The organism is Cellulosimicrobium cellulans, assembly GCF_024124905.1.
GTDB classification, from domain to species: domain Bacteria; phylum Actinomycetota; class Actinomycetes; order Actinomycetales; family Cellulomonadaceae; genus Cellulosimicrobium; species Cellulosimicrobium cellulans_G.
On record NZ_JAMXST010000007.1, the window covers coordinates 74,534 to 96,868 of the forward strand.

The 22,335-nt window shown below is 73.8% G+C and carries 19 protein-coding genes and 2 riboswitches; of the genes, 17 read left to right on the plus strand and 2 right to left on the minus strand.

What is annotated here, in order from left to right:
- Window positions 1–15: 15 nt before the first annotated feature.
- From NHH00_RS19525 to NHH00_RS19560, 8 genes are all read left to right on the plus strand, one after another.
- A complete protein-coding gene (locus NHH00_RS19525) occupies window positions 16–1,131 on the plus strand; it encodes an LLM class flavin-dependent oxidoreductase (RefSeq protein ID WP_253055195.1) in 1,116 nt (371 codons plus the stop codon).
- A 151-nt stretch (window positions 1,132–1,282) separates the two neighbouring features.
- Window positions 1,283–2,380, plus strand: a complete 1,098-nt coding sequence (locus tag NHH00_RS19530) for an LLM class flavin-dependent oxidoreductase (protein WP_253055196.1) — start codon at window positions 1,283–1,285, stop codon at window positions 2,378–2,380.
- A gap of 180 nt (window positions 2,381–2,560) precedes the next feature.
- A riboswitch (SAM riboswitch) is annotated at window positions 2,561–2,674 on the plus strand.
- Window positions 2,675–2,778: 104 nt separating this feature from the next.
- The gene (locus NHH00_RS19535) at window positions 2,779–4,404 is read left to right on the plus strand and encodes an ABC transporter substrate-binding protein (RefSeq protein WP_253055197.1); all 1,626 of its coding nucleotides are present in this window, start codon (window positions 2,779–2,781) and stop codon (window positions 4,402–4,404) included.
- A 70-nt stretch (window positions 4,405–4,474) separates the two neighbouring features.
- Window positions 4,475–5,428 carry an ABC transporter permease gene (locus NHH00_RS19540; RefSeq protein WP_253055198.1) on the plus strand — a complete coding sequence of 318 codons (954 nt, stop codon included), beginning with the start codon at window positions 4,475–4,477 and terminating at the stop codon, window positions 5,426–5,428.
- Window positions 5,425–6,498, plus strand: coding sequence for an ABC transporter permease (locus NHH00_RS19545; protein WP_253055199.1), 1,074 nt, complete (start codon window positions 5,425–5,427; stop codon window positions 6,496–6,498). Before NHH00_RS19540 ends, NHH00_RS19545 begins: the two co-directional genes overlap by 4 nt.
- A complete protein-coding gene (locus tag NHH00_RS19550; RefSeq protein ID WP_253055200.1) occupies window positions 6,495–8,312 on the plus strand; it encodes a dipeptide ABC transporter ATP-binding protein in 1,818 nt (605 codons plus the stop codon). The genes NHH00_RS19545 and NHH00_RS19550 overlap by 4 nt, the downstream gene beginning before the upstream one ends.
- Window positions 8,309–9,727 (plus strand): M20/M25/M40 family metallo-hydrolase, encoded by a 1,419-nt coding sequence (locus NHH00_RS19555; RefSeq protein WP_253055201.1) that lies wholly within the window; start codon window positions 8,309–8,311, stop codon window positions 9,725–9,727. The genes NHH00_RS19550 and NHH00_RS19555 overlap by 4 nt, the downstream gene beginning before the upstream one ends.
- 25 nt (window positions 9,728–9,752) lie before the next feature.
- Window positions 9,753–11,291, plus strand: coding sequence for an MFS transporter (locus tag NHH00_RS19560; RefSeq protein ID WP_253055202.1), 1,539 nt, complete (start codon window positions 9,753–9,755; stop codon window positions 11,289–11,291).
- 76 nt (window positions 11,292–11,367) lie between these two features.
- Here NHH00_RS19560 and NHH00_RS19565 read toward each other — a convergent pair whose 3' ends face one another.
- On the minus strand, window positions 11,368–11,853 hold the full coding sequence (locus tag NHH00_RS19565; RefSeq protein WP_253055203.1) for a Dps family protein: 486 nt from the start codon (window positions 11,851–11,853) through the stop codon (window positions 11,368–11,370).
- 260 nt (window positions 11,854–12,113) lie between these two features.
- On the opposite strand from NHH00_RS19565, the gene NHH00_RS19570 reads away from it, so the two are divergent.
- The 8 genes from NHH00_RS19570 (at window position 12,114) to NHH00_RS19605 (ending at window position 21,208) form a co-directional block, all read left to right on the plus strand.
- A complete protein-coding gene (locus NHH00_RS19570; protein WP_253055204.1) occupies window positions 12,114–13,145 on the plus strand; it encodes an aldo/keto reductase in 1,032 nt (343 codons plus the stop codon).
- Window positions 13,142–14,374: an LLM class flavin-dependent oxidoreductase gene (locus tag NHH00_RS19575; protein WP_253055205.1), complete on the plus strand. Its 1,233-nt coding sequence runs from the start codon at window positions 13,142–13,144 to the stop codon at window positions 14,372–14,374. Before NHH00_RS19570 ends, NHH00_RS19575 begins: the two co-directional genes overlap by 4 nt.
- A 176-nt stretch (window positions 14,375–14,550) precedes the next feature.
- Window positions 14,551–14,677, plus strand: a riboswitch (SAM riboswitch).
- Between the two features lie 73 nt (window positions 14,678–14,750).
- A complete protein-coding gene (locus NHH00_RS19580; protein ID WP_253055206.1) occupies window positions 14,751–15,908 on the plus strand; it encodes an ABC transporter substrate-binding protein in 1,158 nt (385 codons plus the stop codon).
- On the plus strand, window positions 15,905–17,017 hold the full coding sequence (locus NHH00_RS19585; RefSeq protein ID WP_253055207.1) for a FecCD family ABC transporter permease: 1,113 nt from the start codon (window positions 15,905–15,907) through the stop codon (window positions 17,015–17,017). The genes NHH00_RS19580 and NHH00_RS19585 overlap by 4 nt, the downstream gene beginning before the upstream one ends.
- Window positions 17,014–17,823: an ABC transporter ATP-binding protein gene (locus NHH00_RS19590; RefSeq protein ID WP_253055208.1), complete on the plus strand. Its 810-nt coding sequence runs from the start codon at window positions 17,014–17,016 to the stop codon at window positions 17,821–17,823. The genes NHH00_RS19585 and NHH00_RS19590 overlap by 4 nt, the downstream gene beginning before the upstream one ends.
- Before the next feature lie 36 nt (window positions 17,824–17,859).
- Window positions 17,860–19,194: an NtaA/DmoA family FMN-dependent monooxygenase gene (locus NHH00_RS19595; RefSeq protein WP_253055209.1), complete on the plus strand. Its 1,335-nt coding sequence runs from the start codon at window positions 17,860–17,862 to the stop codon at window positions 19,192–19,194.
- The gene (locus tag NHH00_RS19600; protein ID WP_253055210.1) at window positions 19,191–19,970 is read left to right on the plus strand and encodes a class II aldolase/adducin family protein; all 780 of its coding nucleotides are present in this window, start codon (window positions 19,191–19,193) and stop codon (window positions 19,968–19,970) included. The genes NHH00_RS19595 and NHH00_RS19600 overlap by 4 nt, the downstream gene beginning before the upstream one ends.
- Entirely contained in the window at window positions 19,967–21,208 is a 1,242-nt protein-coding gene (locus NHH00_RS19605; RefSeq protein WP_253055211.1) for an aminotransferase-like domain-containing protein, read from the plus strand. The genes NHH00_RS19600 and NHH00_RS19605 overlap by 4 nt, the downstream gene beginning before the upstream one ends.
- 28 nt (window positions 21,209–21,236) lie before the next feature.
- On the opposite strand, the gene NHH00_RS19610 is transcribed toward NHH00_RS19605, so the two are convergent.
- Window positions 21,237–21,698, minus strand: coding sequence for a hypothetical protein (locus NHH00_RS19610; RefSeq protein ID WP_253055212.1), 462 nt, complete (start codon window positions 21,696–21,698; stop codon window positions 21,237–21,239).
- A gap of 163 nt (window positions 21,699–21,861) precedes the next feature.
- Between NHH00_RS19610 and NHH00_RS19615 the strand changes: the two genes are divergently transcribed.
- Window positions 21,862–22,266 carry a hypothetical protein gene (locus NHH00_RS19615; RefSeq protein ID WP_253055213.1) on the plus strand — a complete coding sequence of 135 codons (405 nt, stop codon included), beginning with the start codon at window positions 21,862–21,864 and terminating at the stop codon, window positions 22,264–22,266.
- Window positions 22,267–22,335: the final 69 nt, after the last annotated feature.

A 22,335-nucleotide genomic window follows, 5' to 3' on the forward strand; every position in this document is an offset into this window, starting at 1 on the left:
CCTACGGAGATCCTCATGCCCGTCGAGTTCCTCGGCATCGCCACGACCAACGACGCGTCGGAGACCACCGAGCGCACGACCGCCGCGTTCGACCCTGCCTACCTCGAGCGCCTCGTGCGTGCGCACGAGGACAACGGCTGGACGCGCATCCTCTTCGCCTACGGCTCCTCCGGCCCGGAGCCCGCGGCGCTCGCCGCCTACACCGCGGCTCGCCTGCAGTCGATCGAGCTGCTGCTCGCGCACCGGCCCAACGTGTCCTACCCGACGTACGCCGCCAAGACGTTCGCGACGCTCGACCAGCTCTCCGGCGGGCGGTTCTCCGTGCACTTCATCACCGGTGGCAACGACCACGAGCAGGGCCGCGAAGGCGACACGCTGACCAAGGACGAGCGGTACGCGCGCACCCACGAGTACATCCAGATCGTCAAGCAGGCCTGGTCGAGCGCCGAGCCGTTCGACCACCACGGGCCGTTCTACGACTTCGACGACTTCGTGCTCGACGCCAAGCCGTTCGAGGGCCGCACCCCGACCATCTCGTTCGGCGGGTCGTCGGACGCCGCGTTCCGCGTCGGCGCGGCCGAGGCCGACATCTACGCCGTCTGGGGCGAGCCGCTCGACCGCACGGCCGAGCAGATCGCGCGCGTGCACGCCGAGGCCGCCGCCGCGGGCCGGGCCACCCCGCCGCGCATCCACGCCGCGTTCCGGCCGATCGTCGCGCCGACCGAGGAGCTCGCCTGGGAGAAGGCGCACCGCATCCTCGACCGGATCGAGGCGCGCAAGGCCGCCGCGGGGGGACAGCTCAGCCGTCGGCACCCGATCGACAAGCCCGAGAACGCGGGTTCCCAGCGCCTGCTCGAGATCGCCGCCCAGGGCGAGCGCTTCGACACCGCCCTGTGGACAGCGACCGCGAAGGCGACCGGCGGCGCCGGCAACTCCAACGCGCTCGTCGGCACGCCCGAGCAGGTCGCCGAGGCGCTGCTCGCGTACTACGACCTCGGCGTCCGCGTCATCTCGGCCCGCGGCTACGACCTGCTCGACGACGCGATCGACTTCGGCCGGTACGTCATCCCGATCGTCCGCGAGGAGGTCGCGAAGCGCGACGCCGCGACCGCGGAGGCCGCCGCGGCCTGACGGGCCCGGGACCGAGATCGGCAGAGAAGGACGAGATCGGCAGCCCCGGCCGAGATCGGCGCGTGCAGGTGCCGACCTCGGCCGGCGCTGCCGATCTCGCTGGCGGGCCCGCCCGGCCCGACCACGGACGACGACAGCAAGGAGCAGGACCGTGCGGTTCCAGGTACTCGACATCGTGTTCAACCCGCCCCACCCCGTGACCGGGGCGGCCGTCGCGCCGTCCGACCGGTTGAACCGGGTCGTCGAGACGGCGGTGCTGGCGGAGGAGCTCGGCTTCGACTCGTTCGCGGTGGGGGAGCGGCACGCGGGGGAGGTGCTGTCGTCGGCGCCGACGGTGATCCTCGGTGCGGTCGCGGCGCGGACGTCGCGCATCCTGCTGAGCACGGGCGTCACCGTGCTGTCGCTGCTCGACCCGATCCGGGTCGCCGAGGACCTCGCGACGGTGGACCAGCTCAGCCGCGGGCGGCTGGAGATCGTCATCGGCAAGGGCAACGAGGTGCTCCAGTACCCGCTGCTGGGGCTCGACATCGACAAGCAGTACGAGTACCTCCAGGAGAACTACGAGCTGCTGCGCCTGCTGCTGTCGGAGGAGGACGTGAGCTGGAGCGGGCGGCACCGCCACGCGCTGGAGCACGCGACGACGCTGCCGCGTCCGTTCGCGGGGCCGTTCCGGATCTGGCACGGGTCGGCGACGTCGCGCTTCGCGGTGGACCTCGCGGCCCGGTACGGGGACCCGATCGTCAGCGCCAACGCGTTGCAGCCGCGCGAGAACTACCAGGTGCTCATCGACCGGTACCGCGAGCAGTACGCGGCGCACGGGCACGACCCGGCGTACGGGTTCGTCGGGTCGGGCTCGGGCGGGCTGTTCCTCGCCGACACGACGGAGGAGGCGATCGAGCAGTACCGCCCGATCTACGAGGGCCAGGTCGCGGCGGCGGCGCGTCGGGGCTACGGGCCGGACGCCGTCGGGAAGGCGCCGAGCTTCCGGACGGTCGAGGACGCCGTCGAGCGCGGTCCGGCGCTGGTGGGCTCGCCGGAGCGCGTCGCGGAGAAGATCCTCGACTATCACGCGTCCTACGGGCACGACCTCCAGTCCGTCTCGGTCAACCATCTGATCCCCGCGGCGCAGCAGGAGGACGTGCTGCGCCGGTTCGCGGAGGAGGTCGTGCCCGTCGTGCAGGCCGAGGTGAAGACCGACCTGTGGAGCCCGGCCGACGCCCGCCGCGCGGCGGGGTTCACCGCGGCCTGAGCGATCCCGCCGGACCGGAGGGGAGGGGCCCGTCTCGCCCGGCGAGGCGGGCCCTCGCCGTGCTCGTGGCAGCCCCGCCGACGGGTCACGACGTCGCGGAGCAGGAAACAACCGTCCGCCTGGCGGGACGACCGTCTCGATACTTGACTCAACCGGTCGAGATTGTCTTTCCTGCTCCCAGGTGACGAGCGTCAGCACGCAGGCCCGGCTCGCTGACCAGCAACCCTTCGACGTGACGGGGTGCTCCGGGAACGACCTGACCGCGTGGCTCCCGCCGCGCGGTAAGCACGGCACCCCGGTGGGTTCCCCCGCCGCGCCGGCCCTCGGCCCGGCGCGGACGACCACCGGCGCCGGACGACCGCCGGTCCTCAGCCGGCACACGAGGAGAGCAGCACGACATGATCCCCACACCTCACCGACGCCGGTCCCTGACCGCCGCCGCGGCCGCCGCCGCGACGGGTCTCCTGCTCGCCGCGTGCGGTGGCGGCGCCGGCACCTCCGACGACGACGGGTCGCCCAGCCCGTCCGGCGAGCCGGTCGCGGGCGGCGACCTGACCTTCGCGATCACCGTCGACTCGCACTGCATCGACCCGCAGCAGGTCGGCAACAACGACGCCATCGCGGCGGCCCGCCAGACCGTCGCCTCCCTCACCGCGCAGGACCCGGAGACGGGCGAGATCCTGCCGTGGCTCGCGGAGAGCTGGGAGGTGAACGAGGACGCGTCGAGCTACACGTTCCACCTGCGCGACGACGCGACCTACGCCGACGGCACGCCGATCGACGCCGAGTCGGTCAAGACGAACTTCGACGCGATCGTCGCGCTCGGCGCGACGGCGTCGCTCGGGTCGCAGTACCTCGTCGGCTACGAGGGCACGACGGTCACGGACCCGCAGACCCTCACGGTCGACTTCGCGGCGCCGAGCGCCCAGTTCCTCCAGGCGACCTCGACGTTCTCGCTCGGCCTCCTCGCGCCGTCGTCGGCCGACCTGAGCGTCGAGGACCGCTGCGCGGGCAAGTTCGTCGGCTCCGGCCCGTTCTCCGTCAAGTCCTACACGCAGGACCAGGAGATCGTGCTCGAGAAGGTCGCGGGCTACGCGTGGGGCTCGGAGGCCAACGACCACCAGGGCGAGGCCTACCTCGACACGGTGACGTTCAAGGTCATCCCCGAGGCGAGCGTGCGCAGCGGCAGCCTGCAGTCCGGGCAGATCGACGCCACGGCCGCGATCTCGACCGTCGACCTCCCGCAGTTCGACGGGAACGGGTTCTGGCTCGAGTACCGCGCCAACCCGGGCGTCGTGTTCAACCTCTTCCCCAACGAGTCGAGCCCGCTCGCGGGCGACGAGGCCGTGCGGACGGCGATCCTCAAGGGCATCGACCGCGAGCAGATCGCGGACACCGTGCTCAGCGAGCAGGACGAGCCGGCCACGAGCGTGCTCTCGCACTCGACGCCGCTCTACGAGAGCGTCGCGGACGAGCTCGCCTACGACCCCGAGGGCGCGAAGAAGATCCTCGACGACGCGGGCTGGGTCGAGGGCGCCGACGGCGTGCGGGAGAAGGACGGCCAGAAGCTCTCCACGACCGTGACGTTCTGGCAGGTGCCGGAGCCGCTCGAGCTGGTCCAGCAGCAGCTCGCGCAGATCGGCGTGGACCTCCAGCTCCAGCACGTGACCGTCGCCGAGTCGCAGGCGATCAAGGAGAGCGGCGACTTCGACTTCGACTACTACAACCTCACGCGCTCCGACCCGGACGTGCTGCGCACGATCTTCTCGGCGAATGCGCGCAACATCAACCAGCGCGACGCGGAGGAGGTCGACGACCTGCTCGACGCGTCGGCCGCGGCGACCGACCCGGCCGAGCGCCAGGAGCTCGTCACGGAGGCGTCGCGCCTGCTCGTGCAGAAGGGGCACGCGATCCCGGTTTACGAGCTCTCGACGACCATCGCGGCCGCCGACACGGTCCACGGCCTGACGTTCGAGGCGTCGTCGCGCCTCGACTTCTACGACGCCTGGGTCACCCAGGGCTGACCCGCCGGGCCCGCCTGCCCGACGTCGCGGCGTCGGGCAGGCGGGCATCCCCCACGGAAGGAGGCCGACCATGGGCCGGTACGTCCTGCGTCGCGCCGGGCAGGGCCTGTTCGTGCTCTGGGCGGCGTTCACCATCTCGTTCTTCGTCCTCTACCTGCTGCCCAGCGACCCGGCCGCGCTCATGGCGAGCGGCGGGGGCGAGGCGGACCAGGTGGACCCCGCGCTGCTCGACGCCCTGCGCGCCCAGTACGGCCTCGACCGGCCCGTGCTCGTGCAGTACGCCGACGCGCTGTGGCACGCGCTGCGGCTCGACTTCGGGACGTCGTACGCGTCGGGCGCGCCTGCGACCCAGCTCGTGCTCCAGGCGCTCCCCGAGACGCTCCGGCTCACGGCCGCGGCGCTCGTCCTCGCCGTCGTGGCGGGCGCCGGCATCGCGATCGCGAGCACGTTCCCGCGCGCGGCGTGGCTGCGCCACGCGCTCGCGTCGCTCCCGCCGCTCGGCGTCGCCCTGCCGCCGTTCTGGCTGGGCCTGCTCCTGCTGCAGTGGTTCTCCTTCCAGCTCCCGCTGTTCCCCGCGATCGGCAACGAGGGCGCGATCAGCCTCGTGCTGCCGGCGATCACGCTCGCCGTCCCGGCGAGCGCCGCGCTCGCCCAGGTGCTCGCGCGGAGCCTGCGCGGGACGCTCGGTGAGCCGTACGTCGAGACGGCGCGCGCGAAGGGCGCGAGCCGGGCGCGCGTGCACTTCGGCCACGCGCTGCGCAACGCCGCGATCCCCGCGCTGACCGTCCTGGGGGTCGTCGTGGGCGGGCTGCTCGGCGGCACGGTCGTCACGGAGACGGTGTTCTCGCGCGCGGGCCTCGGGCGACTCACGGTCACGTCCGTGGACGCGCAGGACATCCCCGTCGTGCAGGCGGTCGTCGTGCTCTCCGCGCTCGTGTTCGTGGTCGTCACGCTCGTGGTCGACCTGCTCTACCCCCTGCTCGACCCCCGGATCGACGCACGACAGAAGGCGGTGGCTGCATGAGCACCAGGCCAGGGGTGCGCATCGTGCTCCGCGACGCGGTCGAGGTCCCGACGACCGCGAGCGACCGCGCGACCGCTCCGACGCGAGACGTCCCGCGGACGGACGTCCCGCCGTCGGGCGACGCGCGGCCGGGGAGCCCGGAGGTCCCCGAGCCGCGGGCGCCCGAGGAGATCGAGGTCGAGGACCGCGAGGACGCGCGCGCGATCCTCCGGCACGGCCGCGTGCGGACCCAGGGCACGGCGGGCCGGTGGCGGCGCGGGGTGCGGTACGCCGTGCGGCGTCCCGGGCTGGTCGTCGCCGTGCTCGTCGTCCTGCTCGTCACGGCGTGGGCGGTCGTCCCGCAGCTCTTCACGGCGTACGACCCGCTGACGGGCGTGCCCGCGGACCGGCTCCAGCCGCCGTCCGGCGCGCACCTGTTCGGCACCGACCACCTGGGGCGCGACGTGTACGCGCGCGTCGTCCACGGCGCGTCGGCGTCGCTCAGCGCGACCGTCATCGCGGTCGCGGTCGGGCTCGTCGCCGGGTCGTTGCTCGGCCTGCTCGCGGGGTTCGTGCGCGGGTGGGTGGACGACGTCGTCGGCCGGTTCGTCGACGTGCTGCTCGCGATCCCGAGCATCCTGCTCTCGCTCGCGATCATCACGGCGCTCGGGTTCGGGACGGTCAAGGTCGCGATCGCCGTCGGCATCACGAGCGTCGCGACGTTCGCACGCGTCATGCGGGCCGAGGTCCTGCGGACCTCGACGTCGGTGTACGTCGAGGCGGCCCGTGCGTCGGGCGTGCGCTGGTACGGCGTGCTCGGACGCCACGTGCTGCCCAACTCGACGGGACCGGTGCTCGCGCTCGTCGCGCTCGAGCTCGGGACGGCCGTGCTCGCCATCTCGGCGCTGAGCTTCCTCGGCTACGGGACGCCGCCGCCCGCGCCCGAGTGGGGGTCGCTCGTCTCGGGCGGGCGCGACTACCTGGCCACCGCGTGGTGGCTCACGACCATGCCGGGCCTCGTGATCGTCGCCGTCGTGCTGTCGGCGAACCGCATCGCGCGGGCCCTGGAACGGACCGGAGGGGACGCATGACCGCCACGACGCCGACCACCCAGGAGCGTCCCGGCCCGACGTCGGGCGAGGCGCCCGCGCTCGAGATCCGCGGGCTCGAGGTCGCCTACCGCACGCGCGACGGCGGCTCGTACGCCGCCGTCCGCGGCGTCGACCTCACGGTCGGGGCGGGCGAGGTCGTCGCGCTCGTGGGCGAGTCCGGGTCGGGCAAGAGCACGACGGCGCACGCGGCCCTGCACCTGCTCTCGCGCGGGGGAGCGGTGACGGGCGGGACCATCCGCCTCGGTGGGCGCGACGTCGGACGGCTCTCCGAGAAGGAGTGGCAGCAGGTGCGGGGCCGCGACGTCGGGCTCGTGCCGCAGGACCCGACGGTGTCCCTCAACCCCGTCACGCGCGTGGGCGACCAGGTCGCGGAGGTGCTCGTCATCCACGGGCTCGCGCGGCGCAAGGAGGCGCGCGAGCGCGCGGTCGAGCTGCTGCGCCAGGCCGGGATCGACGACCCGGAGGCCCGCGCACGGCAGTACCCGTCGCAGCTCTCCGGCGGGATGCGCCAGCGCGTGCTCATCGCGATCGCCGTCGCGGCCCGGCCGCGCCTCGTCGTCGCGGACGAGCCCACGAGCGCGCTCGACGTGACCGTCCAGCGCCGCATCCTCGACCACCTCGACGGCCTCGTGCGCGACCTGGGCACCGCGGTCCTGCTCATCACGCACGACCTCGGCGTCGCGGCGGACCGCGCCGACCGGATCGTCGTGCTCGAGCGCGGGGTCGTCGTCGAGGAGGGCACCGCGGACCAGGTGCTGCACGACCCGCGCCACCCCTACACCCAGCAGCTCATCGCCGCGGCGCCGAGCCTCGCGAGCTCGCGCCTCGTCGGGGGCGGCACGCCGGAGACGGCGCCGGACGACGGCGTCGTCCCGCGCGCCGACGCGAGCCGCGCCGCGGTCGTGAGCCGCGCCGACGGTCAGGGGACCGCGGTGCCCGACGGCGCCGGCCCGGACACCGCGAGCGTGCCTGTCCTCGCGGTGCGGGACCTGCGCAAGGAGTTCACGCTGCCGCGCGGGTCGGCGCACCGGACGCTCGTCGCCGTGGACGGCGTGAGCTTCGCCGTCGGGCGCGGCGAGACGTACGCGCTCGTGGGGGAGTCGGGGTCGGGCAAGAGCACGACGGCGCGTCTCGCCCTCCGGCTCGAGCGGCCCACCGCGGGCACGGTGGAGTTCGCGGGCGAGGACATCACGACGGCGCGCGGCGAGCGGCTGCGGTCGCTGCGTCGCGGCTTCCAGGTGGTCTACCAGTCCCCGTACGCGTCGCTCGACCCGCGGTTCACCGTCGAGCAGATCGTCACCGAGCCGCTCCGGGCGTACCGGGTCGGGTCGCCGTCCGAGCGGGCGGACCGGGCACGTGCGCTCGTCGAGGACGTCGCGCTCCCGCCCGACGTGCTCCGACGGGGACCGCGCGAGCTCTCGGGCGGGCAGCGCCAGCGCGTCGCCATCGCGCGGGCGCTCGCGCTGAACCCCGCGCTCGTCGTGCTCGACGAGCCCGTCTCGGCGCTCGACGTGTCCGTGCAGGCGCAGATCCTCGAGCTGCTCGTGCGGCTCCAGGCCGAGCACGGGCTCGCGTACCTGTTCATCTCGCACGACCTCGCGGTCGTGCGGCAGGTGTCCGACCACGTCGGCGTCATGCACCGCGGGCGCGTCGTCGAGCAGGGCCCGGCCGAGCAGATCCTGCTCGACCCGCAGGAGGAGTACACGCGCGAGCTCGTCGCGGCCATCCCCGGCCGCCGCGCGCTCCAGGACGCGCCCCGGGCGTCGTCCACGACAGCAGGGAGGGCACGATGACCGTCACCGCACGACCCGCAGCACCCGGCGTCCGGCCCGGGACCAGGGCGACGCCCGGGCCGCGCGTGCTCGCGGAGCCCGCCCCCGCGCCGTCGCGCACCGAGCTCGCGGGCCGCACCACCGAGCTGCTCCAGGCGATGATCCGCAACGCGTGCGTCAACGACGGCACCGTCGGCTCGGGGCAGGAAGTGCGCAACGCGCGCGCCGTCGCCGACGCGCTCGACGGCCTCGACCTCGAGGTCGAGTGGGTCGAGCCGCGCCCCGGCCGCACGTCGCTCGTCGCGCGCCTGCGCGGCACGGACCCGGAGGCGCCCTCGCTCGCGCTCGTCGGGCACACCGACGTCGTGCCCGTCGAGCCGGAGGGGTGGACGCGCGACCCGTTCGGCGGCGAGCTCGTCGACGGCTGGGTGTGGGGTCGTGGCGCGATCGACATGCTGGGGCTCACGTCCGCGTTCACGGTCGTCACGCGCGCGATCGCGGAGAGCGGGCGGCGGCTGCGCGGCGACCTCGTGCTCGCTGCCGTCGCCGACGAGGAGCACGGCAGCACGTGGGGCGTCGACTGGATCACGCAGCACCGGTACGACCTCGTGGACGTCGACGCGGTCCTCACGGAGTCGGGCGGGGTGCCGCTCGGGCCTCGGGGGAGCCGCACGATCGCGGTGGGGGAGAAGGGCGGCGCGGGGCGCCGGCTGCGCGTCGTCGGGCGCCCGGGGCACGGGTCGGGGCCGTACGGGTCGCTCAACGCGATCGTGCTCGCGGCGGAGGCCGTGCGGCGGATCACCGCGCACCGAGGCCCCGTCGTCATCAGGGACCTGTGGCGCCGCTACGTCGACGCGCTCGACCTCGCGCCCGACGTGCGGGCCGCGCTGCTCGACCCCGCCCGGATCGACGACGCGCTGCCCGCGCTCGGCGCGCTCGCGTCCGTCGCGCACGCCACGACGCACACGACCGTCGCGCCGACCGTGCTGCACGCCGGGTCGAAGCCCAACGTCATCCCCGGGCTCGCGGAGGTCACGCTCGACATCCGCGTCCTCCCGGGCGCGACCCCGCAGGACGTGGCCGACCTGCTCGACGACGCGCTCGGCGACCTGCGCGAGCACGTGCACGTCGAGGGTGACTGGTTCGGCGAGGCGTCGCAGTCGCCCACCGACGGCGCGGCGTACGCGGCGATCGAGCGGGCAGTGCGCGCGCACGCGGGCGCCGACGTCGTGCCGGTCCTCGGGACCGGCGGCACGGACGGGCGCTTCTTCCGTCGCCGCGGCGTGCCGGCCTACGGGTTCGGCCTGCTCAGCGAGCAGTGGGACCCGGGGGTGTTCCGTTCGCTGTTCCACGGGAACGACGAGCGCGTCGACGTCGAGTCGCTCGGGCTCACCGCCACCGCGCTGCACGACGTCGTGACGAGCTACCTCGGGTGAACGGTCATCCGGATGACGGCCTGCCGTGGCGGTGACGACGGACGGTCGGGCGTCGCGGGCCGTGCTGCGGGTCTGCCTCGCGACCGGGTTCGTCACGCTGCTGGACTCGGCGATCCTCACCGTCGCGGCACCGGCGCTGCGCAGCGAGCTCGGGGCGACGACCGCGCAGCTCCAGTGGATCCTCGCCGGGTACTCCCTGACCTTCGGGCTCGCGCTCGTCCCGGCGGGCCGCCTCGGCGACCGGCTCGGGCGCGGCCGACCCCTGGCCGTCGGGCTGGCCTTGTTCGCCGCGGGGAGCCTCGTCGGCGCGACGGCGTCCGACGCCGACGTGCTCGTCGCCGCGCGACTGCTCCAGGGCGTCGGCGCCGGGACCGCGAACCCGCAGGTCATCGGGCTGCTCCAGGACCACTACGCCGGGCCGGCCCGCGCACGTGCGCTCGGCGCGTACGCCTCGACGGGGGCGTTCGCCATGGTCCTGTCCCCGCTCGTCGGTGGCGGCATCCTGTCCGGGCTCGGACCGGCGGCGGGGTGGCGCGCCGCCGTCGGGCTCGCCGCGCCCCTGGGGCTCGCCGTGGCCGTCGTCGCCCTGCGCGTGCTGCGTCGCGGCTCGACGCGAGCGGGTGGCCTGACCCCGCGCGGCGCGCCCGGTCGCGACGGCGGTGCCGGGGAGGGCCGGGCAGCAGGCCGTCCGGCCGGCGAGGGCCTGTCCGCGAGCCGCGCCCGCGGTGGCCGCGTCGGCGGCGGGTTCGACGCCGTCGGGCTGGTGCTCGTCACGCTCGTGACGCTCGGGCTGCTCGTCCCGTTCGTCGCCGAGGGGCCGCGAGCCGTCGTGCTGCCGCTGTCGCTCGGGGTGCTCGCGGCCGCCGTCGGGGCGCTCGTCGTGTGGGAGCCGCGCTACGCACGGCGCGGTCGGACACCGGTTCTCGCACCCGTCCTCCTGCGTTCCCCGACCTACGTGCTGGGCTGCGTCGTCGCGGCGTTCAGCTTCGGGGCCGCGCTCGGGTACTCCGCCGTCCTCATGCTGTTCCTCCAGGACGGCGCGGGCCTCAGCCCGGTCCAGGCAGGCCTGGTCACGACGCCGGGCGCGATCGCGTCGGTCGTGGCGGCGAACCTCTCGTGGCGGCTGTTCCGCCGGTTCGGCCGCCGCGGCGTGTCCGTGGCCGTCGGCGCGAAGGCGCTCGTCGCCGCCGGCACGGCGCTCGCGGTGGCGGTCGCGCCCACGGCCACGGTGGTCGCCGTGCTCGTCCTGTCGCAGGTGCTGACGGGCGTCGTCGGGGGGCTGACGATCTCGCCCAACCAGACGCTGACGCTCGAGGGTGCCCCCGGCACGGAGCGCGGCGTCGCCGGCGCGGCGCTCCAGCTCGTGCAGCGCGTCGCCGCGACGGTCTGCATCGCCGCGATGACGGGCACGTTCGTGGGCCGGACCGACGGCGCGGTCCCGGGCGTCCTCGACGCCCATCGCGACGGACTCGTCGTCGTGAGCGCCGCCGTCGCGGCACTGGCGCTCGTCGCGTGGGCGGCGTCCCTGCTCGACGGACGGCTCGCCCGCCCCGCCGCGAGGTAGAGCCGCAGGTCGCGAGGTAGAACACCAGGGGTTCTACCTCGCGACCTGCGGCTCTCCCTCGCGGGGCCGGGCTGGATCAGGCCTCGCGGTTCTCCGACGAGAGGAACCAGGCCTGCTTCTCCAGGTCGGCGATGATCTCGTGCAGGATGTCGGCGGTCGTCGGGTCCTCGGCGTCGACGGCGTCGTGCACCTCGCGCACGACCTCGACGGTCTGGGCGATGCGCTCGACGATCGCGTCGACCGTGTCGCCGACGGACACGAGGCCGGCCGGGTACGGGGAGAGGTCCGTCGTGGTCGCGACGGTCTCGGTGCGGCCGTCGGGCACGACCTGGAGCGCGCGCATGCGCTCGGCGACGGTGTCGCTGTGCTCGCGCGCGACGTCCACGACGTCGTCGAGCTGGAGGTGCAGGTCGCGGAACCCGCGGCCCGTGACGTTCCAGTGGGCCTGCTTGCCCTGGACGTGCAGGTCGACGAGCGCGACGAGCACGCGCTGCAGGTGGGAGCGGAGCGCCTCCGACGCCTCGAAGCGGGCGGTGGCGCGGTGGATGGTGGGTGCGGACATGGTGCTCCTCGCTCTCTCGGGGGTCTCCCGGAACGTGCGGCGGTCACCCGGCTTCCGTCGGTGCCGACTCGTGACTCGTTCTCTTGAACGATTCCAGACTAGGCACCATTCCCCGTCCCCGCCAGCAAGGACAGGCGTGCCTGACCTGCGGTGACACGTCGGCGGCACCCGCCGCGACGAGACCCGTCACGTTCTCTCGCCAGGTGAGAGGACCGGCCCTCGCTCTTGCCGCGGGGCGCTCGCGGTGGTCCGCTGGCGGCATGACCGACGACCGTCACCCCGCCGCTCCCGCCCCCGCACGCCCGACCGCACGCACGCTCGGTACGGGCGACGCCGCGCTCACCGTCTCCGCCCTCGGGTTCGGCGGCATGTCCGTCACGGACGCGTACGGACCCGCGGACGTCGGCGAGGCGGAGGCCGTGCTGCGCCGGGCGGTCGAGCTCGGCGTCACGCTCGTCGACACGGCCGACGTCTACGGCCACGGGCGCAACGAGGAGCTCATCGGTCGCGTGCTGAGCGCTCACCGGGACGAGATCGTCCTCGCGTCGAAGTTCGGGCTCCCGCCCGCGGGCGGCCACCCCGACGGCCGCCGGGTCGACGGGCGCCCCGAGTACGTGCGCTCGGCGGTCGACGCGAGCCTGCGCCGCCTCGGCACCGACCGGCTCGACCTGTACTACCTGCACCGCATCGACCCGCAGGTCCCGATCGAGGAGACCGTCGGGGCGCTCGCGGAGCTCGTCGAGGCGGGCAAGGTCCGGACGATCGGGCTCTCGGAGCCCTCGGCGGCCACCGTGCGCCGCGCGCACACGGTGCACCCGATCACCGCCGTGCAGAGCGAGTACTCCCTGTGGACGCGCGACCCGGAGGACGAGGTGCTGCCCGTGCTGCGCGAGCTCGGGATCGGGTTCGTGCCCTTCTCGCCCTTGGGCCGCGGCATCCTCACGGGCACCGTGGACGCGACCGACGGCTTCGCCGAGGACGACGTGCGCCGTTCCCACGCGCGCTACGCCGGCGAGGCGTTCGAGCACAACCGCGGCCTGGTCCGCTCGCTCGAGCAGCTCGCCGCCGAGCGTGGCGTCACGACGGCGCAGCTCGCGCTCGCGTGGCTCCTCGCCCAAGGTGACGACATCGTCCCGATCCCCGGCACCAAGCGCCTCGCGTACCTCGAGCAGAACGTCGCGGCCGCCTCGGTCGAGCTCACCCCGGACGACGTCGCGGCGATCGGAGCGGCCATCCCGCGCGGGGCCGTGCAGGGCGTCCGCCACCCGCAGCCGGACCTGCTCGCGGGATGAGCGCCGACGCAGCGGCCGAGCCCGCGACACCCGCGTCCCCGCCCGACGAGGCGGCCGCCCGCCGCCCGCTCGCCGTGCACTGGTTCCTGCCGACGTCGGGCGACGCACGCGGGATCGTCGACGGCGCGCACGCGAAGGACACGCCCGGCCGGGCGACCGGGTTCCGCGCGCCGTCGCTCGACTACCTGGAGCAGGTCGCGGTCGCTGCCGACCGCCTCGGCTACGAGGGCGTGCTCACACCGACGGGGACGTGGTGCGAGGACGCGTGGCTCGTCACGTCCGCGCTGATCCGCAGCACGGAGCGGCTGAAGTTCCTCGTCGCGTTCCGCCCGGGCCTCGTCTCGCCGACGCTCGCGGCGCAGATGGCCGCGACCTTCCAGCGCCTGTCCGGTGGACGGCTGCTCCTCAACGTCGTCACGGGCGGCGACGAGAACGAGATGCGCAGGTTCGGCGACTGGCTCGAGCACGACGAGCGGTACGACCGCACGCGCGAGTTCCTCGAGGTCGTGCGCGGCGTGTGGGAGGAGGCGCCGCTCTCGTACGAGGGCACGCACTACCGGATCGCCGACGCCCGGACGTCCGCGCCGCCGGACCCGCGCCCCGAGATCTTCTTCGGCGGATCGTCGGAGGCCGCGCTGCCCGTCGCGGCGGCCCAGGCCGACGTCTACCTCACGTGGGGCGAGCCGCCCGCGCAGGCGCGCGAGAAGATCGAGCGCGTGCGCGAGCTCGCCGTCGCGCAGGGACGCACGATCCGCTTCGGGGTGCGCCTGCACGTCATCACGCGCGACCGGTCGGCCGACGCGTGGGACGTCGCGCAGCGGTTCCTCGACGACCTCACGCCCGAGCAGATCGCGGGCGCCCAGCGGCTCCTGGGCTCGTCCGGGTCGGTCGGGCAGCAGCGCATGGTCGCGCTCCACGGCGGCGGTGACCTCGCGGCCACCCGGCGCGCGCGGGACCTCGAGATCCACCCCGGGCTGTGGGCAGGCGTCGGGCTCGTGCGCGGCGGCGCCGGGACGGCGCTCGTCGGCAGCCACGAAGAGGTCGCCGACCTGATCGAGGAGTACCGCGCGGCCGGGTTCGACGAGCTCGTCCTCTCGGGCTACCCGCACCTCGAGGAGGCGTACTGGTTCGCGGAGGGCGTCCGCCCGCTCCTCGACGCGCGGGGGCTCACGGCGCCCGCCGCCCGCCACGGCGCGAGCACGGCTCGCACGCACGCCGTGCCCTTCTGACGGGCGCTCGCCCGAAGGCCTCTGCGGCCGACGCTCGCCCACGCCGCACGACGCGTACGGGCGGCGCTGCCGCGCGCCCTCTCGGCGACGTATCCCTGAGACACATTGTCTCGGGATGAGAGATTTCTGCGCGGACCGTTCCCGCCCGTCGGCGGGCCTCGGTAGACATCTCGCACGGTCAAGAGCACCAGCGCCAAGTTCCGGCTCGCTGGTCAGCAACCCCCTCGTCACGGCGGGGTGCTCCGGGAGATGACCTGGCCCCACCGGCACGGAGACGTCCTGCCGGAACGGCAAGCGTGTACGACCTTCCGCCCGGCGACCCGGTGCGCCTCAGAGCGCCCGCGTCCGGGCACCGAGAAACAAGGAGCGTTTCCCCATGGCTTCGTCGAAGCTTCGATCTCTCGCTGCCGCGGGCCTCGTGCTCGCCGCGCTCGTGTTGTCCGCGTGCGCGGGGACCGCGGACGCGACACCACCAGATCCTGACAGCACGGCGTCGGGCGGAGAACGGAAGACCGTCACCGTCACGGACGAGCTCGGGCGCGAGGTGGAGCTCACCGTCCCGGTCCAGTCGGTCGCCATCGGCTACAACTGGTACAACATCGAGCTCGTCCGCGGTGTCGGGGCCGGTGACCGTGTCGTCGGCGTGAGCGCCGAGGGCGTCGAGGACACCCCGGGCAACGCTCCCTACTGGGAGTCCGTTCCGGGTACCGAGGCCATCGTCTCGCGGGCCGCCGAGTTCAACTACGACGAGATCATCGCCGCCGGGCCCGAGCTCTTCATCACGCTCAGCAACTCTCCCTACGAGGAGGCGATCGAGAAGCTCGAGCCGTTCGGCATCCCCGTCCTCGTCGTGACGGCGTGGGAGCCGCGGCTCTTCGAGAAGAACGTCGAGCTGCTCGGCACGGTGTTCGGCACCGAGGAGCGTGCCGCGGAGTTCGCAGGGCTGTACCGCGAAGTGGCCGACCTCCTCGACGAGCGGACCGCCCACCTCCCCGACGACCAGCGCAAGAGCGTCTACTTCGAGAACGGCGAGGCGAACGTCACGGGCGTCCCCGGGTCGGGCTGGCACGACATCATCGAGCTCGCCGGAGGCACCAACGTCTTCGGGGACATCGACTTCGCCTCCGACCCCAACCGCGGGGGCACGGTCCACACGACTCCTGTCGACCCCGCCGACGTCCTCGAACGGGATCCCGACCTGGTCCTGCGGCACGGCATCGACGGGCTCGTCGCCGGCTACGAGCCGTTCCCCGAGGACGCCGCCGCGACTCTCGCCGACGAGCTCGTCGCCCGCCCCGGCTGGTCCGAGCTGACCGCCGTGCGCAACGGCGACGTCTTCGTCGCGAACAACTTCTGGACGAGCGCTCTCGCGAAGGAGATCGGCGCCCTGGGGCTCGCCACCTGGCTGCACCCCGAGCTCTTCGAGGACGTGGACACGGAGGAGTTCTTCCGTCGCTGGGTGGAGGACTTCCAGCAGACGCCGTACGAGCACACCGCGGACAAGTACGTCTACCGATGGGGTGACCACCGATGAGCGCGCCCGCACTCGACGACGCGGAGATCGCGCAGATCGCGGAGATCGAGCGGGGCCTCGCCCGAGGACGTCGTCGGCACGGGCTGGGAAAGCTGCTCGTGCTGGGAGGCGCGGTGGCGGTGACCCTCGTGGTCACGGTCCTCACCCTCCAGATCGGTGCCGGAGGCATCACCCCGCAGGACGTCGTCGACGCCCTCGTCGCCAAGACGACCGGTGTCGCGCCGTCCGACGCGCAGGAGCTGCGGCTGTTCACGACCGTGTGGGAGCTGCGCGTCCCCCGCGCGGGCCTCGCTCTGCTCGGCGGTGGTGCGCTGGCGATCGCCGGCGTCCTGTTCCAGGGTCTTCTGCGCAACCCGCTCGTCAGCCCCTTCACGCTGGGCATCGCCCCTGCTGCCGCGTTCGGCGCCGCGCTCGCGCTCCTCTTCGTCCAGGGACAGGGCGCCTCGACGACGTCGGCGCTCGTCGGCGGTGCGCTCGTGACCGGGCTCGGCTGCGCGGCGATCGTCCTGGGCCTGGCGGCGACGAAGAAGATGCAGCCCACGACCCTGATCCTCCTGGGCATCGCGCTCACCCAGCTCTTCACCGCGCTCACCGCCGGGCTCCAGTACATCGCGAACGAGGAGACGCTGGCGGCGATCGTGCGCTGGACCTGGGGAACGGTGAACGGGGCGGTCTGGTACCAGGTCGTGACGCTCGCGGTCCTGCTGGTCGTCGCCGTTCCGTACGTGCAGTGGCGCAGCTCCGCGGTGAACGCGATCGCGTTCGCCGGAGACGACGCCGCTCGGAGCCTCGGCGTCCCCGTCAGCCGGGTGCGGATCGAGCTGATCTTCGTCGCCGTGCTCATCACCTCGGTGACGATCAGCTTCACGGGCATCATCGGCTTCGTCGGTCTCGTCGGACCGCACATCGCGCGTCTCGTGATCGGCGCGGACCACCGGTTCCTCCTGCCGTTCTCCGCGCTCGTCGGGGGACTCCTGCTCGTCGTGGCCGACGCCGTGGGCCGGATCGTCCTCGCGCCGGCTCTCGTGCCGGTCGGCATCGTCGACGCTCTCGTCGGTGCTCCCGTGTTCCTCTACCTGATCCTCGCGCGGAAGAGGTCGTTCGGATGAGCCTCGAGATCACCGGCCTGGACGTCGGCTACGGGCGACGACAGGTGCTCAGCGGCCTGGACCTGTCGGTCGCCCGGGGCAGCGTCCTCGGTCTGCTCGGCCCGAACGGCTCGGGCAAGTCGACGCTCATCAAGTCGGTCAGCCGGATCGTCCGGCCGTCGGGCGGGCAGATCACGTGGGACGACGCCGATCTGGCGGCGCTGTCGCGGCGGGACCTCGCGCGCGTCGTCGCGTACGTCCCCCAGTCCATCGAGCTCTCGTTCTCGCTCTCGGTGCGCGAGGCGGTCCTGCTCGGCCGGACGCCGCACTTCGGGTCGCGTCCGCGGCGAGCCGACTGGGAGCGCGTCGAGGAGGCGATCGTGCGCCTCGGGCTGACCGAGATCGCCGACCGGAGCGTCACGGAGCTCTCCGGCGGCCAGGCCCAGCGGGTCCTCATCGCACGAGCGCTCGCGCAGGAGCCGCAGGTGCTGCTTCTCGACGAGCCCACGTCGGCGCTCGACCTGCGCTACCAGCTGCAGACCCTGCACCTCGCGCACCAGGTGGCTCGTTCCCGTGGGATCGCGGTCGTGGTCTCGATCCACGACCTGAACCACGCGGCGCGGTTCTGCGACGAGGTCGCCTTCCTGCTCGACGGGCGCATCCTGCGGCACGGCACCGCGCACGAGGTCTACGACCCCGAGCTCATCCGACGCGTCTACGACGTCGACGTGGACCTCACCGAGCACGACGGCATCGTCGAGGTGCGCCCCCGTCTGCGGGCGGAACGCCTGGTCCTCGCGGCCCCGGCGGTCGCCGGACGCTCCTGAGACTCGCATGACCAACCCGGACACGAGGAGAGACACATGACGACCGGACGGACGACGGGGAGCCGAGGCGGAGGGCTCCTGCTCGGGCTCCTGCTCGGCGGCGCAGCCCGCGCGTGGCGCAAACCGTGGAGCAGAGCGGACGAGGTCGTCGACCTCGCCCTGTACTCCGACCTCACGCAGCAGGCCGAGGCGGCGAAGCTCCACACGATCTTCCTGGCGGACGGCGTCGCGACCGACGTCGCCGACCCGCAGCCCGGGCTCGAGCCCGTGACGTTGCTCAGCGCGCTGGCCGCCCGGACGGAGCGGATCGGGCTGGTCGGCTCGGTGTCGACGTCGTTCTCCGCGCCGTACAACGTGGCGCGGCAGATCGCCTCGCTCGACCACATCTCCCGTGGTCGCGCAGGGTGGAACATCGTGACGTCCGCGTGGGGCGGGGAGAACTTCGGCATCGAGCTGCCGCCGCACGACGAGCGCTACGCGATCGCCGAGGAGTTCACGCGGGTCGTCGAGGAGCTGTGGTCCTCCTGGGAGCCGGGCGCGATCGTGCGAGACCTCGAACGCAACCTCTTCGTCGACCCCGCGAAGGTCCGGCAGATCGACTGGACGTCCGAGCACTTCTCGGTCCGTGGTCCCCTCAACGTGCCGCGCACGCCGCAGGGGCGTCCGATCCTCGCGCAGGCGGGCTCGTCCGAGGCCGGCAAGGCCTTCGGCGCGCGGCACGCAGACCTGATCTTCACGACCGGGCTCGTCGACCTCGCGGAGTCGCAGGAGCTGTACGACGACGTGCGCAAGCGCGCCGCCGACGCGGGGCGGCACCCCGGGAGCATCAAGATCCTCCCGGGCGTCGCCCCCGTCATCGGGTCCTCCGACGCGGAGGCGCGACGCATCTGGGAGGAGTCGCACGAGCACCTCGACCTCGTGCGGGCCCGTGAGTCCTTGTCGAAGCAGTTCGGCGGCATCGATCTCTCGGGGTACGAGTGGGACCAGCCGGTCCTGGTCTCGGAGCTGCCCGAGGAAGAGGCCGTCGAGGGCCGACGCTCGCGCTACGGCGTCCTGCGGAGGCTGCTGGCTACCGGGGAGCTCACGACGCTCCGCGACCTGGTGCTGTATCACGCGAGCGCCGCGGGGCACTGGTTCCCGGTGGGATCGGTCGAGCGTGTCGCGGACGCGCTCCAGGAGCGCTACGAGAGCGGTGCGGCGGACGGCTTCAACATCCTGCCCTTCTTCCTCGAGTATCCCGGCGGTCTGGACGCCGTGACGGAGGGCCTCGTCCCGGAGCTGCAGCGCCGCGGACTCTTCCACACCGAGTACGAGCACGAGACGCTGCGCGAGAACCTCGGTCTCGCGCCCATCGACGAGGAGACGGCATGAGCATCACCACGAGCACCTCACCGCAGGTCGGCGCGGAGCCCTCGGCACGCACGACGGGAAGCCTCGACCCCCTGCCGGACGTCCCCGAGCCGCCGGCGCGCGACGTGCGCTGGGAGCTGGCTGCGGCTCTGCGCATCTTCGGGCGTGCCGGCTACGAGTTCGGCTTCAACGGACACGTGTCCGCACGCGCGCCCGAGGCGCCGGGCCACTACTGGGTCAATCCGTTCGGTCTCTCCATCTCGTCGGTCACGCCTCGCGACCTCGTCCTCGTGGACGAGGACGGGCAGGTCGTGGACCCCCGGGTCTCGGCCGCCATCAACGGCTTCGCGGGGAACCTCCGGCTGCACCGCGAGATCGACGACGCCGCGGTCGTCGTCCACCTGCACACGCCGAGCGGTTTCGCGTGGTCGTCTCTCGGACGGCCGCTCGAGCCGGTGACCACCGACGCGGCGCTCGTCGCGGGCCTCCAGGGCCTGACGACGTCGATCTGGGACGGGGCCACCTCGCCGTCGGCCGTCGAGCACGCGCGGGCAGGTGCCCGGGTGATCCTGCAGCGCGGGCACGGCTTCGTCACGCTCGGTCGCTCCGTCGGCGAGGCGGCGTTCTACCTCCTCGCCGCGGAGCGCGCGGCCGCGGCGAACCTCGCCCTCGTGGGGGTGCCTGACAAGGGCGTGCTCCCACCGGAGGTGGTCGAGCGGTGGACCCTTCGCCCGGAGCTCGCGCGGGCGCACTTCGAGAACGCCTTCACCCTCGTCGAGGCGGAGGGGCTGCGATGACCGCCACCGAGCTCGTGCGCGGTCGCGCGGCCGGGACCGGTCCGGCCGAGCCGCTCACCCTGTCCACGCTCGCCGCCGCGCTGACGGCACCCCGGGGCTTCGGGGACCAGAGCCTGCTCTCGCCGCGGCCGGACTCGATCCGTCTCCTGGGAGGAATCCCCGATCCCGGCGCGCTGCCGGTCGACGAGCTGCGCGACGCGCTCGGCGAGGTGTGGGACGCGGGCGGCGGCGTCGCCTCGCTGCAGTACTCCGGGACCCAGGGTCTCGCCGGGCTCCGGGAATGGATCGCGGAGCGCGAGGGCGTCGACGCGTCGCGGGTCGTCATCACGAGCGGCGGGCTGCACGGCCTGTCGCTCACCGTGCAGGCGCTGGTCGAGCGGGGCGCGACGGTTGCCGTCGACAACCCCGTCTTCCCGATCTTCCTCCGGGTGCTCGAGCTCGTGGACGCCCGGACGCTCCCCGTCCCGGTCGAGGCGGACGGGCTCGACGTCGCGCATCTCGCGCGGCGTCTCGCCGAGGGTGAACGCGTCGCGGCCGTGTACACGGTTCCCGACTTCCACAACCCGACCCAGGGCACCCTCTCCGCGGACAAGCGAGCTGCCCTCGTGGCGCTCGCGGAGCGGTACGGCTTCGTGGTCATCGCGGACGACCCCTACCGCGAGCTGCGCTTCGCCGGGGTGGACCAGGGCCGCCGCACCTTCTTCGACTCGGAGCACGTGGTGCACGTCAACACGTTCACCAAGACGCTGGGCCCGGGCCTGCGGCTCGGGTGGCTCGTCCTCCCGGAGTCGCTCGTCACGCCGGTCGTCCGGTTGCGCAACAGGCAGGACTCCCATTCGTCGACGTTCGTCCAGACGCTCGTCGAGCACCTCCTCCTCTCCCGCGCCGGCTGGTTCGACGACACCCTCGCCCGGGCGAACGCGCTCTACGAGCACCGGGCCCGAGTGCTCGTCGACGAGCTCGAGAACCAGCTCCCCGGCGCGTTCGAGATCACCGCGCCGGAGGGAGGGTTCTTCCTGTGGCCACGCCTGGTCGACGACTCCGTGGACACGCACGAGCTGCACCGGCACGCGACGGCTGAAGGGGTCGACTACCAGCAGGGCGAGTTCTTCGCGACGGGCCCGGGGACCGACTCGGCCCGGCGCCTGCGCCTGGCCTACGGGGACCGCACCGACGCCGAGCTGCGCGCCGCCGTCGGGCGGTTGTCCGTCGCGTACCGTGCGGCGACGAGGGTCTGAGGGCGACGCCAGGGCCCAGGACCGCGGGTCACGCCCGCGCAGGAGTCGGCGCCGCGGCCCTCCGGCGTGCTCGCACGCCGGTGAGCGCCAGGGTCAGCTGCGCGACCCAGAGCACGAGGACCGCGGGCACGACGACGGCGCTCGCGACCTCGGCGGCGTGATAGCCGCGCGGGACCGGGACGGCCACCGGTATCGGCTGGGTGTACGTCAGGAGGAACCCGACGGGGATCGCCACGATCCACAGCGCGACGGTCACGACGGCGTAGGGGAGCGGGACGTCGTCGGCGGATCGCATGCGCCCGACCCACGTCCCTAGCAGGGGAGCGAGCGCGAGCAGGCCGGCGACCGGGATCGCCGCGACCACGAACCCTGCCAGGAGCAGTCCGCCGCCCGCGGCGACGGCCCCGGCCACGAAGCACAGCGGGAGCACGAGCGCTGCCCAGAGCTGGCCGCGGAACGCGGTCCTCCGCAGCCGTCGTGCTGTCGCCATCGGTCGCCCCCCCGTCGCCCTGACCCGCGTCGTCGCGCGCCGTCGTCGGCATCGTACGGCGGCGCGGTCGTCCAGGGGATGGTGCGCGCGACCCATGGCTCGCGGCGGCGTGCGGACCTAGACTGGAGGTGTCTCGTGGTCTCTCGCGCAGAGGTCGGCTCCGATGTCGTGGCTGCTGATGGTCTGGTGCGCGACGGCGTGCACGGTCGCCGCCGTGTGGTGGGTGCTGCGCCGCGCCGGCCGACCCCCGAGCCACCGGACGACCGGCCGACCGCACCTGCTGCGCCGCCGCCCGACGCCCCCCGACCCGCTCGCCACGCTCGCGCTCCAGGTGCGGCTGAGCGAGCTCGCGGCGGAGATGCGGCGCATCGAGGCGGACCCGGACGTCTACGCCCGTGCCCACCACTACCTCGCGGTCCAGGGCGCCTACGACGCCTTGCTCCGGGAGGCGTGCCGGCTCACGGGTCTCTCGGTCGAGGACGCTCCGCTGCGGGCCGGCTTCCGCACGGGCGACGACGAGCGGTTCCGCGAGGAGCTCGAGCTGAGCGCGCGCGGCTGGAGCTGGTGACCGGTCCGCCCGTGAGGGGCGGCACGGGACGGGCGAGGGGCCCGACGGCGGTCGTACCGCCGTCGGGCC

Bases quoted from the DNA above. Each gene is read 5' to 3' on its own strand.
- NHH00_RS19570 (WP_253055204.1), top strand. From the start codon at position 12,114: ATGACCGACGACCGTCACCCCGCCGCTCCCGCCCCCGCACGCCCGACC.
- NHH00_RS19550 (WP_253055200.1), top strand. From the start codon at position 6,495: ATGACCGCCACGACGCCGACCACCCAGGAGCGTCCCGGCCCGACGTCG.
- NHH00_RS19545 (WP_253055199.1), top strand. From the start codon at position 5,425: ATGAGCACCAGGCCAGGGGTGCGCATCGTGCTCCGCGACGCGGTCGAG.
- NHH00_RS19565 (WP_253055203.1), bottom strand. From the start codon at position 11,853: ATGTCCGCACCCACCATCCACCGCGCCACCGCCCGCTTCGAGGCGTCG.
- NHH00_RS19580 (WP_253055206.1), top strand. From the start codon at position 14,751: ATGGCTTCGTCGAAGCTTCGATCTCTCGCTGCCGCGGGCCTCGTGCTC.
- NHH00_RS19540 (WP_253055198.1), top strand. From the start codon at position 4,475: ATGGGCCGGTACGTCCTGCGTCGCGCCGGGCAGGGCCTGTTCGTGCTC.
- NHH00_RS19525 (WP_253055195.1), top strand. From the start codon at position 16: ATGCCCGTCGAGTTCCTCGGCATCGCCACGACCAACGACGCGTCGGAG.
- NHH00_RS19585 (WP_253055207.1), top strand. From the start codon at position 15,905: ATGAGCGCGCCCGCACTCGACGACGCGGAGATCGCGCAGATCGCGGAG.
- NHH00_RS19595 (WP_253055209.1), top strand. From the start codon at position 17,860: ATGACGACCGGACGGACGACGGGGAGCCGAGGCGGAGGGCTCCTGCTC.
- NHH00_RS19590 (WP_253055208.1), top strand. From the start codon at position 17,014: ATGAGCCTCGAGATCACCGGCCTGGACGTCGGCTACGGGCGACGACAG.
- NHH00_RS19555 (WP_253055201.1), top strand. From the start codon at position 8,309: ATGACCGTCACCGCACGACCCGCAGCACCCGGCGTCCGGCCCGGGACC.
- NHH00_RS19575 (WP_253055205.1), top strand. From the start codon at position 13,142: ATGAGCGCCGACGCAGCGGCCGAGCCCGCGACACCCGCGTCCCCGCCC.
- NHH00_RS19535 (WP_253055197.1), top strand. From the start codon at position 2,779: ATGATCCCCACACCTCACCGACGCCGGTCCCTGACCGCCGCCGCGGCC.
- NHH00_RS19615 (WP_253055213.1), top strand. From the start codon at position 21,862: ATGTCGTGGCTGCTGATGGTCTGGTGCGCGACGGCGTGCACGGTCGCC.
- NHH00_RS19605 (WP_253055211.1), top strand. From the start codon at position 19,967: ATGACCGCCACCGAGCTCGTGCGCGGTCGCGCGGCCGGGACCGGTCCG.
- NHH00_RS19610 (WP_253055212.1), bottom strand. From the start codon at position 21,698: ATGGCGACAGCACGACGGCTGCGGAGGACCGCGTTCCGCGGCCAGCTC.
- NHH00_RS19600 (WP_253055210.1), top strand. From the start codon at position 19,191: ATGAGCATCACCACGAGCACCTCACCGCAGGTCGGCGCGGAGCCCTCG.